Here is a 12,740-nt window from a genome sequence, read left to right as displayed (position 1 = left end):
TCCTTTTTCACGAGGTAGTACATCATATGCAGTAATACGTGGTTTGTAATGGACATGCATGGATTTTTTTGAAAAAAGGAGAGATTCAATCGATGATAGAGGGGATTTTTAATGGCCATAATGGAGTAGAACTTTATTTTCGGGTTTTGAAGCCGAAGTCGATCCCAAAAGCAGCCATGATTTTAGTACATGGGCATGGTGACCATAGTGGGAGCCTAGAAAACTTAAGTACTAGATTGGTGGAAAATGATTATATTGTTTATGCCTATGATCAGAGAGGCCATGGAAAAAGTTCGGGTAAGAGGGGCTTTATTAGGACCTGGGAGGAATACAAAGTTGATTTAGATAAGTTTCGCAGGATGGTAGTTTCCGAGTTTCCACATCTGCCATTGTTTATTGTTGGCCATAGCTTGGGCGGGGTTGTAACACTTGATTATGTATTAGATCATGGTACCGACCTTGCAGGGGTTATTGCTATCGCCCCGGCGATTTCCTACGAAGCGACTAGATCGGAAAGGCTGCTGATATCTCTAATGGGTAAGCTTAAACCGGATTTTAGTATTGTAAAACCTGGGGATATTAATAGGTTAACTCGAGACCCGGATATGATCGACAAACTTAATTCTGACGCATTACGACATGATACGGTAACACCTGGACTAGGACGAGGGTTAATGCTGACAGTAGAGCGCCTAATAAAAGAAGCAAGCACATTAAAGTTGCCTTTTTTGCTGCAGTTTGGCCTGAAGGATGAAATCACTCCCCCCGATAAGCTGAAACAATTCTTTGAATCTGTCGCTTACCAAAACAAGCAGAAGTTTGAATACCCAGCAATGCGGCACCGGCCGTTTGATGACGTTGGACGGGAACAGTTCTTGGAAGACCTTATTGGTTGGCTGGAAAGGCGAATTGCCGAGGAACATGTTGTACTTTAAACGATTTTCATTGCCCGAGGGAGTGAGTTTTTAGTCATTAGGGTAAATGAAAGGGCAGTTCATTGCCCGTGAGAGTACTTTTTACTTCTTTACGGGCAATGAACCTACAATCATCATTTGTAATGTCTTCTATAAACCATTTTCTCAAACCGTTTCAAATAACACAGCAACACCTATTCCGCCGCCGCTTCCGATCGCAGCGAGAACATATTTTACTCCATGTCTTCTTTGGACTTCATAGAAAAGCCTAGTGACCAAAATAGCACCAGAAGCGCCGTAGGGATGGCCGACCGTTAACGCGCCGCCGCCCAGGTTCAATTTTTCATAGGGAATGGAGAGTTCTTGTGAACAGGCAACCATTTTTGAAGCAAATGCTTCATTGATCTCAAACAAATCAATTTCTTCGACCGTGAGCCCATTTCTTTTTAATAATGTTTGGATTGCTGGAATGGGTGCCGCCCCCGGATAAAAGGGATGGACCCCGGCAACCTGACTGTCAACAAAGCGAAGAACGGGCATGAAACCGTGAGCACGAGCGTTTTCCTCCTCCATCACAACCACTGCAGCAGCCCCGTCATTGATTCCACAGCTGTTGGCCGCTGTAACGGTACCATTCTCAAAAATCGGTTTCGCTCTCCTGAGCAAAGCTTCCATGTTCCTCTTTTTAAAAAACTCCTCATCATTGTTCCATTGTTCAACGGGGATGATTTCCTCCGCAAAAATTCCTTTCTCAAACGCTTCCCAGCTGCGTTCATAGCTTAGAAAGGCATATTCATCCTGGAGTGCTTTCGAAATTCCATATTTTTTGGCGACCAATTCCGCCGCCTCCACCATATCAGGATCTCCAATGCTGTCAGGAGAAAAGCGGGCCCGTTTTTCAAAATGGGAGGTACTGGAGCTTTCGACACCGCCAGCGATATAGGACGAACCTGCACCGCCTTGAATGAAATAACAGGCTAGCCGGATGGCCTCAAGACCCGCACTGCATTGCCGGTCGAGCATCAAGCCTGGGATTGAAAGAGGAAGACCTGCTTCGAGCGCGGATAACCTGCCGATATTTCCTCCAGGCCCCGTTACATTGCCTAATATCACGTCATTAACGTTTTCACCAAGTCCGTCAGCTAAATGGCTGAGGATGGGAGCCGCCAATTCTTGTGGTGCGAGGCGATGCAGCATCCCGTTCTTTTTTCCAACAGGTGTTCGTTTTGCTCGGACAATGACTGCTCGTTTAATGACTAGTCACCTCGCTTTCGATTAATTTTTTCACTTCCGGGCGGGCAATTTTCCCACTGGTTGTATGCGGCATTTCTTCGATGAAAAACCATTTCCTCGGGATTTTATAGGATGATAAATGCTGCCTGCATAAATTTTTTAAGTCCATAATCGCTGCGTTACCTTTTACGACTGCGGCGGCGATTTGCCCCCAATATGAGTCTTGGATGCCGATGACAGCTACTTCTTCGACAGAAGGATGCAAACCAATTACCTTTTCAATTTCTTCCGGAAAAATATTAATCGCTCCGTATAAAATCATATTTTTTTCACGGCCTGAGATGTAAAGGTAGCCGTCTTCATCTAGATACCCCATATCATCAACCGTAATCCAGCCATTTTCGTCGTGGATCGGACGAATGCGTTGATGACCGAAAGTCTCCTCTGTTTGGAGATACCCAATGAAAAGCATGTTACTTTTTACAAAAATTTTCCCGGGTTCGTTTGGTTTAGCGGCCTCCATGTTCGAGCGGCGAATTTGGATTTGGACATTATGGCAGGGCTTGCCGACGGAGCCAGGTTTTTTATCATTATCATTTAATACGGTGACAAAGCTTAATTCACTCGCTCCATAAAATTCGTACATGGAGAGAGAAGGGAACATCTGCCGGATTCGCTGCTTGGAATTCTCCTCCCATTTTGCACCAGAGGAGAGGAATGTAATGTGTTTTTCAATGCGGGATTTATCTTTTAAAAAGGCAGCGACCATGGTGGGTACGACATAGACAGCTGTAATTGGCTGCGATTCCATTAATGCTAAGGCCATACTCGAAGAAAATTTTTCGAGTAGATATAATGTTCCTCCTATAAATAAGGTGCTAATGGCGCCATAGAGGAAATGGGAATGGATCAATGCCCCAGGCACGATTACATGATCGTTTTCATTGAGCTGAAAATCATATCGGCTGCAATCGAAGCTTGCCACCCATGAGTCATGAGCCCGAATAAAAGCTTTCGGATTACCGGTTGTCCCTGAAGTAAATCCCATGTAAAACGGGGTCTTTCCGTCTATCTCTATCGCTCTGTTTGAGGAAGCATTATTGACTGCTGAAAGAACATCCTCCCATATGAGGATGTTTACAGGGAGATGCTGGACTTTTGAAAAAAGCTCACCTGTTGTGATAAGGATGGATGGCCGGGCTAATGTTAGCCGTTGTTGCAGCTCGGTTTCGGTCCATTTCAAATCAAAGAGAACGGAAGTCCAGCCGGCAGTGGCTGCCCCAGTAAAAAGCTGCAGAAAAGGGATTCCGTTCGGAAGTAAGATTCCTATTGTTCGATGTTCAAGATTAAGAGAATCCAGCCAGTTTGCCGTTTGGCAGACCATCTTGTGCCAGGAGTGATAGTTTATTTGTTTATTGTTAGTGTAAATAGCGATTTTTTCAGGGTAGGATTGAGCATGGTTTATGTATGTTTTCGTAATGGAAGCCATATTTATCACCTCTTTTTACATACTAACACAAGTTTAGGTAAAGTTATTATCGGATAACGCGAGCCAATCAGCGGATAAGTGGAGCCAATTGGCGGATAGCGTAATCCAATCAGCGAAAAGCAAATCAATTATCGGATAACGTGCTCCAATTGGCGGATAAGCAGAGCCAATTAGCGGATAATGTAATCCAATCAGCGAAAAGCAAAACAATTGGCGGATAGCGTGCTCCAATCAGCGGATTAGCAGAGCCAATTAGCGGATAACGTAATCCAATCAGCGAAAAGCAAAACAATTGGCGGATAGCGTGCTCCAATCAGCGGATAAGCAGAGCCAATCAGCGGATAACGTAATCCAATCAGCGAAAAGCAAAACAATTGGCGGATAGCGTGCTCCAATCAGCGGATAAGCAGAGCCAATTAGCGGATAACGTAATCCAATCAGCGAAAAGCAAAACAATTGGCGGATAGCGTGCTCCAATCAGCGGATAAGCAGAGCCAATCAGCGGATAGCAAGCTCCAATTATCGGATAGCGTAATCCAATCAGCGAAAAGCAAAACAATTGGCGGATAGCGTGCTCCAATCAGCGGATAAGCAGAGCCAACTGGCGGATAGCATGCTCCAATCAGCGAAAAGCAAATCAATTGGCGGATAAGCAGAGCCAATCAGCGGATAGCATGCTCCAATCAGCGGATAGCATGCTCCAATCAGCGAAAAGCAAAACAATTGGCGGGTAGCGCCCCTCAATCATCGGATAATCACTCCAAAAAAAGAAGACACATTAAAGTGTCTCTACATTTTTGTGCAAGTTACGTTTTATAGCAGGAGATTTTATCAGTCTATAAACTAAATAAGAAGCAAGAATTGCTTTTAAAATATCTCCAGGAATATAGGCCATGCTTGTTAAGATGGCTTTTTCAATTGGAATATCCATCACAAAAGCCTGAACAGGGATACCGATGAGGTATAGCAGGAAAATACCTACCGTTAAATTGACAAGTAAAATATTTCGTAATTTAAATTTGCTAAATCGAGTGATTAGATAGCCCACGCAAAAAGCGGCTAAAGGATAAGCGAATAGGTAACCGGCACTTGGTCCAACGAAAACAGCAATTCCTCCGCGGCCTCCTGACAATAGTGGTGCTCCAGCCGCAACAACCAATAAAAATACCGTCATGCTAAGAGCGCCGAGCCTTGGCCCTAAAACGCCGCCGGCTAGAAGAACGCCTAAGGTTTGGATGGTAATCGGAACCGGTGTGAACGAAAGCATAATTGGCGGAATAAACCCCAATACTCCCATAAATGCCGCGAGAAGTGCGACGTATGTAATATCTAAAATTTTCATAATCCATCCCCACTTTTTTGTTTGTATATTAATGATTTTAAAAGGAGTGACAAATTTATGTCAACTACTTTTTTATTTGGTTAACAAATATCAGAAATTTTTACCAAAATACTTGATTAGCAGATTTAATGTTTTATAATTTTATATGTAAACTAAAAACTTAAAATGGTTAACAAATAAAACGAGGTGATCAAGTGGAGTGGCTAAAGCTGGCACGGAGAGTAATCGGTGGATATTCATTAACGAAAGAAGAAGCTAAAGAGATTTTGGCGGTCAATGATGACGAAGTCTTGGCACTTGTCCATGCTGCCTATGAAATTCGCAGACATTTTTATGGGAAAAAAGTAAAGCTAAATTTGATTATTAATGCAAAAAGCGGGCTTTGCCCGGAGGACTGCGGCTACTGTTCCCAATCGATTAAAGCAAAAACAGAAATTGACCGCTACACGTTAATCAGCAAGCAAACGATAGTCGAAGGGGCAAAAGAAGCGAAAAAGAACAAAATCGGTACATATTGTATTGTCATGAGCGGGAGAAGACCCACCAACAATGAAGTCGATACAGTGATAACAGCTGTCGAACAAATCAAACAAGAGGTAGAGCAAATTAAAGTATGCGCCTGTTTGGGGCTGGTGACTGAAGATCAGGCGGTAAAGCTGAAAGCGGCTGGTGTCGACCGATTTAATCACAACATCAATACTAGTGCCAATCATCATGCCAATATTACGACCACCCACGATTATGATGATCGAATCCATACGATTGAAAACTTGAAAAAAGCAGGGATTTCACCATGCTCTGGTGTGATTTGCGGCATGGGTGAAACGGATGATGATATTGTTGAAATGGCGTTTGCACTCAAAGAGCTTGATGCAGATTCCATCCCGGTTAATTTCCTGCATCCGATCAAAGGAACAAAGCTAGAGGATTTGGATGATTTAACGCCAATGCGGTGCCTGAAAATCCTGGCCCTTTTCCGATTTGTGAATCCAACTAAAGAAATTCGGATTTCTGGGGGACGGGAATACAATTTACGCTCCTTACAGAACTTGGGACTGTTTATTGCGAACTCCATCTTCGTCGGTGATTATCTGACAACCGATGGCCAAGCGGCAAAAGAAGATTACCAGTTGATTGAAGACCTTGGATTTGAAATTGAAGAAAATCCGTTTGAAACCGAAAGCCAGCACTTTGTAATACCAGCACAAAAATAGCAAAAAGGAGCCAAATATGGCCCCTTTTTTTGTTTAATTAAACTGTATGCAGCAGGAAATTGGTCAAAAACAGCATCGAGATAATATAAATCGAGAGAGAAAGCTGCTTTTGTTTGTTTGTAAAAAGCTTTACCAGTGGGTAAGCGATAAATCCAAACGCAATTCCATCGACGATACTGTAGGTTAACGGAATCATGATAATAACTAGAAATGCCGGAAATGCTTCAGTAAAGTCTGTAAAATCGATATTTACGATATTGGTCAGCATCAATCCTCCAATGATGATGAGGATTGGTGCAATTGCCGAACTTGGTACGAGTTTGATAAAAGGCATGAAGAAAAGTGATGATAAAATGAGTAAACCTGTTACAACAGAGGTTAACCCCGTTCTTCCGCCAGCCGTGATTCCCGCCGCTGTTTCCACCGTCGAAACAGATGGACTTGTGCCTAATAATCCACAAGCAATTGTAGAAATTGAAATGGCTTTAAGTGATTTTTCATTCTTTTCCGGTGCTTCCAGCATTCCGTTCACCTGCGAATGAAGCAGACCGATATTTTCAAAAACGAGAACTAAAACCAGTGAAAAGGCAGCCGTCCAAAACGGAATGGTGGCCATGTTTCCAAAGTCTGCACTTAATAAAACATTTTTATAGTCTGCAAAGGAAATAAAGCTGGTATCCATTTTTGAAAAATGAACGATACCAAAAAAGTAGGAAATGATCGTCCCCAAAATAATACTGATTAAGAAATTCCCCGGTACTTTTTTCAAAAATAAAAATAACGTGATAATCAGATTAATAATCGATGCCAGAACCATCGGGGCCGATAAATTCCCCATAGCTACGAAGTTAGTGGGGTTCTCCACAATAATTCCGCTTTTTTGCAAGCCTATAAAGGCAATGAATAAGCCAATTCCCACTGAAATCGATTCTTTTAAGGATGAAGGTATCGCTTTAGACAAAATCGCTGATAATTTTGTAAAGGCTACAAGCACAAAGAGGATTCCAGATACGACAACGGCTCCTAATGCTTCCATATAATTCAGCCCCATCGAACCCACTATCGTATAGGTAAATAAAGCATTAATGCCCATTCCAGGGACGATGATTAATGGTGCATTGGCCATAAAGGCGACAAGTAAACAGCCAATCAGCGAAGAAAGTACGGTTGCGATAATCCCAGCTTCAAGCGGTATTCCGGCATCCTGAAGGATATTTCCATTCACGGCTATAATGTAGACAATGGAAAAAAACGATGTTAACCCTGCTATAACCTCCTTTTTCAAATTTGTTTTGTTCTGCTTAAGTTTGAAAACTCCTCTCATATTTTAATCACACACTCTCGTGTTGCCCTCTCCCACCCGCATTAAGTAGATAATTTATATTCAACTTATGCCGAAAAATATTATAACACAGAAAATGGGAGTGACAACGTATATAGAAATGGCAATATTTTCGTTTCGCAAATTTATTTTAAAGGTATCCAAATTTCCGAGTAATAACCAGGGCTCCATGGGTCACCGGCAGGATAAACTTCTAAGTCAGGTGTTCCTGCATGCTTATAATGACTGGATGGAAACCATTCAGAAAAAATTTGTTTCCACGCTTTCTGCATTGCTTCTGGCATGGCTCCATGCACTTCAAATACACCCCATTTGGAAGCAGGTATTTCAAGCTGCATCAATTCTGCAGGAGTGGCACCCGTATATTCAGTAGCAACCCAATAATCCATTAATTCGGGCTGTTCGCCGCGCTTATCGACGCAAACCCCAAGAACCCCTTTAATTTCCCCAAGATTTAAATTAAATAATAAATCATTTGTTCCATCTCGATGGACATCTTCCCACATTTTCGGGATTCCTTTTAAATTCTCTCCATTTTGGCAGGCAAACTCCCGCTTGACTCCAACAACTTGAAATCCATCTCGTTCAATAATTTTGTAGTTCATTGGTTCGACTCCTTTCAGATTCACCTGGATGGCCAGGCGGTTATAAGATTTCAGCTTTCCGCTATAATTTCTTGCCTGACTTGGTGTGATGCCGTGCTGCCGGCGAAAGGCTTTAGCAAAAGCCTCAGGAGTGTCGTAGCCATATTTAAGGGCGATATCAATGATCTTGCTGCTAGAATGGGAAAGCTCCTGTGCAGCAAGTGTTAACCTTCGACTTCGTATATAGTCCCCTACTGTAATATCGGTTAAGATGGCAAAAGTACGTTGAAAGTGAAATTCTGAGACATTTGCCTGTTTAGCAATGCTTTCCATTGAAATAGGTTCTAATAAATTTTCTTCAATATAATTAATTGCCCTTTGCAATGATTCGACCCAGCCCATATCGCTCCCTCCTTGAGTGTATATTAACAGCCATCCAAATGGACTTCCTGTCATTTTTTGCTTTGTTTGAACCGTTTCCCTGTTTATTCCATTGTTGACTGTTTATGCTTGAATGTCCAATGAATCGGCCCTTAAAGAAAGTAATGGTAAAAATGCCTCTTCCTCAACAATGAATTTCATGCTATTCTAAAAAAATGTTTTTAAAAAACCAAACAGTTATTATGTATGCGCTATCCTTGGTATATATAGTTATTTTGAATGTTGAGCTTTGGAATATATCTCTACATATTAATTTTTATATAGTAAAAAATAACTAACAATTTAGCTGTTGAAGAGGAGGAATTGTATTGAAGAGAATTAGCTTAGCGTGGCAAATATTCATTGGTCTGGCACTTGGTATTATTGTCGGAGCAATTTTTTATGGAAACGAAGGGGTAGTAACTTGGCTTCAGCCTATCGGAACGATATTTATCCGATTAATTAAAATGATTGTTGTACCGATTGTGGTTTCCAGTCTAATCGTTGGGGTTGCCGGCGCGGGTGATATGAAATCCCTGGGGAAGCTTGGAGGTAAGACCCTTCTTTATTTCGAAATCATTACGACAATTGCTATTTTTGTGGGCCTTCTTGCGGCTAATGTGTTCCAGCCTGGGTCTGGGGTTGACCGCTCCCACTTAACGAAAACTGATATTAATGCGTATGTTCAAACTGCGGAACAAACAGAGTCACATACGATGGCTGATACCTTTATCAATATTGTACCGACCAATATTATCCAATCATTAGCGAATGGAGATATGCTTGCGATCATTTTCTTTTCCGTCATGTTTGGAATCGGTGTAGCGGCTATTGGAGAAAAAGGGGAGCCTATCCTTAAGTTCTTTAGAGGAACAGCTGATGCGATGTTCTATGTCACGAATCAAATCATGAAACTGGCTCCACTTGGTGTTTTTGCCTTAATTGGTGTTACCGTTTCAAAGTTTGGAATTACTTCATTGATTCCATTAGGTAAATTAGTACTCGTCGTTTATGGTGCTATGATTTTCTTTATTTTAGTTGTTCTTGGTTTAGCAGCAAAAATTGCTGGTTACAGTATTTTTAAACTAATTCGATACTTAAAAGACGAACTTATTCTGGGGTACTCTACAGCAAGTTCAGAAACCGTTCTCCCAAGAATCATGGAAAAAATGGAGAGAATCGGTTGTCCAAAAGCAATTACCTCATTTGTCATTCCTACGGGATATTCTTTTAATCTTGATGGGTCAACGTTATATCAAGCGATTGCGGCATTGTTCATTGCGCAAATGTATGGTATTCATATGAGCATTGGTCACCAAATTACATTAGTACTTGTACTAATGTTAACTTCAAAAGGAATTGCCGGAGTTCCTGGCGTATCATTTGTCGTCCTCCTTGCAACTCTGGGAAGTGTTGGAATCCCAGTTGAAGGACTGGCGTTTATTGCGGGAATTGACCGGATTTTGGATATGGCACGTACGTGTGTCAATATTGTTGGAAACTCCCTTGCTGCCATTGTCATTACCAAATGGGAAGGCCATAAACTTCATGATGATAAAATAGAGAATGTAGCATAATAACATGAAAAAGACACTTTCGCAGCAAGCGGAAGTGTTTTTTTTACGCTATTTTTTTCCACTTATAAACACGCCTTACTTAGGGAAAATTATTCAAAAAAGGGGAGATGAATGAATGAGTACCAATCGCCACCCGCGTCTTACAGCCTCTGAGCTTGCAACCTTATGGAATACTTATATGGCTGACACGATGGGCAAATGCATGCTCCTCCACTTTAAAAATACTGTCGAAAATAAAAAAACGGAAAAAATTATCGATTTTGGTTTGAAAATAGCAGAAAACCACCTTGAAACAATCACTGAGTTATTTCATAAAGAGGAAATTGCTATTCCACAAGGCTTTGGCGATCACGATATACATAAAAATGCTCCAAGATTGTTTTCAGATGAATTTTACTTAAGATATTTAGAACATATGGGCAGAACAGGCTTAAGTACGTATTCATTAGCAAAAGCAATCGCTGCAAGAAAGGACATTCGCGAATTATACAAGCTGTGGTACAGCCAAACAGAAACGATGTATGATTTAGCGGTTGATTTATCTCTTGAATATGGATTCTATGTAAGGTCACCATATTTGGATTATCCTGATGAGGTTTTGTTTGTGGAGGACAATGATTTTTTAGGAAAATTTATGGGCAAGCAGCGCCCCTTGTTAGCGATTGAAATTGCCCATTTAGGGACCAATATCGAAGTTTGCCATGTAGGCCAAACCGTGTTATTGGGATTTAGCCAAGTGGCAAAGTCACAAGAATTAAGGACCTTCCTGCAACGTGGATCTAAGATTGGGAAAAAACAGATCAAAACCTTTTTCGACATTTTACAAGACAGCAATACTTCCTATCCTTCTACATGGGATTCCTTAATCACCGGATCGATTGAACCGCCATTTTCCGATAAATTAATGCTGTTTCAAGCCAATCTTTTAAGTGCGATAGCCATTGCTGATTTTGGGACCGCTATTGGTGCAAGTGTTAGAAAAGACATTGGGTTAGAATATGCTAAATTAATCGTTGAATTAGCGAGTTATGCAGAAGATGGAGCCAAAATGATGATCAAAGAAAGGTGGCTGGAAAAGCCGCCTCAAGTTCACGATCGGGATAAGTTAATTAACCGTTCGGATTAATATCCACTGAAGAAGTCGTTAGTTCATAACGACCTCTTCAGTAAATTGAACAATCGGCAGACAAATCGTCACAGCAGTTCCCTCTCCAGGTTTACTTTCGATTTGCAGCCCGTATTCAGCACCAAAGTGAAGACGAATCCGGTCATGGACATTTTTAATGCCAATATTTTTGCCTCCAAGTGTATGTTCGTCCTCCAGAAGACGTCTTTGGAGAGTTGATAGAGTTTGTTCGTCCATGCCTGAGCCATTATCGAATACTTTAGGAAGAGAAGCCAGCCGTTGCATTAAAGTTACTCTACTTGCTCGAAATGGAGATGGAGCAAAGGTTTCGGTCACGTAGCCGGGTTCTAGGTGACCGAAAAGGCAGAAAAAAGGAGGCTCCGGTCACGTAGCCGGGTTCTAGGTGACCGAAAAGGCGGAAAAAAGGAGGCTCCGGTCACGTAGCCGGGTTCTAGGTGACCGAAAAGGCGGAAAAAAGGAGGCTCCGGTCACATAGCCGGGTTCTAGGTGACCGAAAAGACGGAAAAGAGGAGGCTCCGGTCACCTAGCTGTAAGCATAGACACTTTTCTGAAATGTTTGTCATAAACTCCCGTCATATTAAAGTCTGTCAACCTTCATTTTTATTATAAATTCTGGAAACTTTTCAAATAATTAATAGAGTTAATATTAAAAAAAGCTTAAAAATAGTTTGTGAGGACCACTTGTAAAATCCTCCCTAAAATATTACGAAAATCGCATGTTATGATGAGTTTGCTAATGAACGGCAATTTTTCATAACAGGAGGATTTTATCATGTTTAAGAAAAAAGCGATTCTTACAGTGGCTGCAGCGGCGACATTAGCCTTAGCAAATCCAGTACTAAATAAGGCACATGCAGCATCAAATACCGCAACAACACAAGAGGCGGTACATGTTTATCAAGGCTACAATATGAACGAGATTAATAGCATAATAGAAAAATATCTTGCCAGCTTTGGAATCACATTAACTCAAAAACAGCAGGTTCAGGCACCAAGCAATCAAACTGTGCAAACTCAGCAGTCTGTACAGACTCCGGCACCTAAACCAGTTCAGCAGCAGACAACACCAACAACTACAACTCAAACCACCAGCACCTTAAGTGCCTATGAACAAAAAGTAGTCGATCTTACTAACCAAGAACGAGCAAAAAATGGCTTGCCTGCGCTTAAAGTGGATGTAACGCTTAGCAAAATGGCCCATGAGAAATCACGCGATATGTCTGCTAATGGCTACTTTAGCCACACGAGCCCGACATATGGTTCACCATTTGATATGATGAAAAAGTACGGTATTACCTACCGTTATGCAGGTGAAAACATTGCTATGGGGCAGCGTACTCCGGAAGAAGTTGTGAATGCCTGGATGAATAGTGAAGGACACCGAAAAAATATTTTAAGTCCAAACTACAACTATATTGGTGTAGGTTATGTGTCACAAGGGAATTATTGGACACAGGAGTTTATTGGAAAATAAAAAA

At 41.5% G+C, this 12,740-nt stretch carries 13 protein-coding genes; 5 read left to right on the top strand and 8 right to left on the bottom strand.

The window, feature by feature from the left end:
• Positions 1–92 precede the first annotated feature (92 nt).
• Positions 93–935 (top strand): alpha/beta hydrolase, encoded by an 843-nt coding sequence (locus PH210_RS19530; RefSeq protein ID WP_289987859.1) that lies wholly within the window; start codon positions 93–95, stop codon positions 933–935.
• Positions 936–1,079: 144 nt separating this feature from the next.
• Here the strand turns inward: PH210_RS19530 and PH210_RS19525 are convergent, their stop codons facing one another.
• From PH210_RS19525 to PH210_RS19505, 5 genes are all read right to left on the bottom strand, one after another.
• Entirely contained in the window at positions 1,080–2,168 is a 1,089-nt protein-coding gene (locus tag PH210_RS19525) for an acetyl-CoA C-acyltransferase (protein ID WP_289987893.1), read from the bottom strand.
• On the bottom strand, positions 2,164–3,636 hold the full coding sequence (locus PH210_RS19520) for an AMP-binding protein (RefSeq protein ID WP_289987858.1): 1,473 nt from the start codon (positions 3,634–3,636) through the stop codon (positions 2,164–2,166). The genes PH210_RS19525 and PH210_RS19520 overlap by 5 nt, the downstream gene beginning before the upstream one ends.
• A 33-nt stretch (positions 3,637–3,669) precedes the next feature.
• Positions 3,670–3,846, bottom strand: a complete 177-nt coding sequence (locus PH210_RS19515) for a hypothetical protein (RefSeq protein WP_289987857.1) — start codon at positions 3,844–3,846, stop codon at positions 3,670–3,672.
• A gap of 227 nt (positions 3,847–4,073) precedes the next feature.
• Entirely contained in the window at positions 4,074–4,298 is a 225-nt protein-coding gene (locus PH210_RS19510) for a hypothetical protein (RefSeq protein WP_289987856.1), read from the bottom strand.
• Positions 4,299–4,414: 116 nt separating this feature from the next.
• Positions 4,415–4,978: a biotin transporter BioY gene (locus PH210_RS19505; protein ID WP_289987855.1), complete on the bottom strand. Its 564-nt coding sequence runs from the start codon at positions 4,976–4,978 to the stop codon at positions 4,415–4,417.
• A gap of 194 nt (positions 4,979–5,172) precedes the next feature.
• Between PH210_RS19505 and bioB the strand changes: the two genes are divergently transcribed.
• Positions 5,173–6,192 (top strand): biotin synthase BioB, encoded by a 1,020-nt coding sequence (gene bioB, locus PH210_RS19500; RefSeq protein WP_289987854.1) that lies wholly within the window; start codon positions 5,173–5,175, stop codon positions 6,190–6,192.
• A 37-nt stretch (positions 6,193–6,229) separates the two neighbouring features.
• Here bioB and PH210_RS19495 read toward each other — a convergent pair whose 3' ends face one another.
• The gene (locus PH210_RS19495) at positions 6,230–7,516 is read right to left on the bottom strand and encodes an NCS2 family permease (RefSeq protein ID WP_289987853.1); all 1,287 of its coding nucleotides are present in this window, start codon (positions 7,514–7,516) and stop codon (positions 6,230–6,232) included.
• Between the two features lie 143 nt (positions 7,517–7,659).
• On the bottom strand, positions 7,660–8,520 hold the full coding sequence (locus PH210_RS19490; RefSeq protein ID WP_289987852.1) for an AraC family transcriptional regulator: 861 nt from the start codon (positions 8,518–8,520) through the stop codon (positions 7,660–7,662).
• A 347-nt stretch (positions 8,521–8,867) separates the two neighbouring features.
• Between PH210_RS19490 and PH210_RS19485 the strand changes: the two genes are divergently transcribed.
• Both PH210_RS19485 and PH210_RS19480 read left to right on the top strand, forming a co-directional pair.
• The gene (locus tag PH210_RS19485) at positions 8,868–10,115 is read left to right on the top strand and encodes a cation:dicarboxylate symporter family transporter (RefSeq protein WP_289987851.1); all 1,248 of its coding nucleotides are present in this window, start codon (positions 8,868–8,870) and stop codon (positions 10,113–10,115) included.
• A 115-nt stretch (positions 10,116–10,230) separates the two neighbouring features.
• A complete protein-coding gene (locus PH210_RS19480) occupies positions 10,231–11,241 on the top strand; it encodes a DUF3231 family protein (RefSeq protein WP_289987850.1) in 1,011 nt (336 codons plus the stop codon).
• Positions 11,242–11,259: 18 nt separating this feature from the next.
• Here the strand turns inward: PH210_RS19480 and PH210_RS19475 are convergent, their stop codons facing one another.
• Complete coding sequence (locus tag PH210_RS19475) at positions 11,260–11,526, bottom strand: sensor histidine kinase (RefSeq protein WP_289987849.1); 267 nt, start codon at positions 11,524–11,526, stop codon at positions 11,260–11,262.
• A 508-nt stretch (positions 11,527–12,034) separates the two neighbouring features.
• Between PH210_RS19475 and PH210_RS19470 the strand changes: the two genes are divergently transcribed.
• Complete coding sequence (locus tag PH210_RS19470; protein ID WP_289987848.1) at positions 12,035–12,736, top strand: CAP domain-containing protein; 702 nt, start codon at positions 12,035–12,037, stop codon at positions 12,734–12,736.
• Positions 12,737–12,740: the final 4 nt, after the last annotated feature.

Source organism: Paenibacillus sp. BSR1-1 (assembly GCF_030403775.1).
Lineage (GTDB): Bacteria > Bacillota > Bacilli > Bacillales > Cytobacillaceae > Neobacillus.
Note: the sequence above shows the minus strand (reverse complement) of the source record. Positions and strands in the feature narration are given on the sequence as shown.

Coding starts and splice junctions, on each gene's coding strand:
- PH210_RS19475 (WP_289987849.1), bottom strand. CDS start 11,526: ATGCAACGGCTGGCTTCTCTTCCTAAAGTATTCGATAATGGCTCAGGC.
- PH210_RS19505 (WP_289987855.1), bottom strand. CDS start 4,978: ATGAAAATTTTAGATATTACATACGTCGCACTTCTCGCGGCATTTATG.
- PH210_RS19520 (WP_289987858.1), bottom strand. CDS start 3,636: ATGGCTTCCATTACGAAAACATACATAAACCATGCTCAATCCTACCCT.
- PH210_RS19530 (WP_289987859.1), top strand. CDS start 93: ATGATAGAGGGGATTTTTAATGGCCATAATGGAGTAGAACTTTATTTT.
- PH210_RS19470 (WP_289987848.1), top strand. CDS start 12,035: ATGTTTAAGAAAAAAGCGATTCTTACAGTGGCTGCAGCGGCGACATTA.
- PH210_RS19495 (WP_289987853.1), bottom strand. CDS start 7,516: ATGAGAGGAGTTTTCAAACTTAAGCAGAACAAAACAAATTTGAAAAAG.
- PH210_RS19490 (WP_289987852.1), bottom strand. CDS start 8,520: ATGGGCTGGGTCGAATCATTGCAAAGGGCAATTAATTATATTGAAGAA.
- PH210_RS19480 (WP_289987850.1), top strand. CDS start 10,231: ATGAGTACCAATCGCCACCCGCGTCTTACAGCCTCTGAGCTTGCAACC.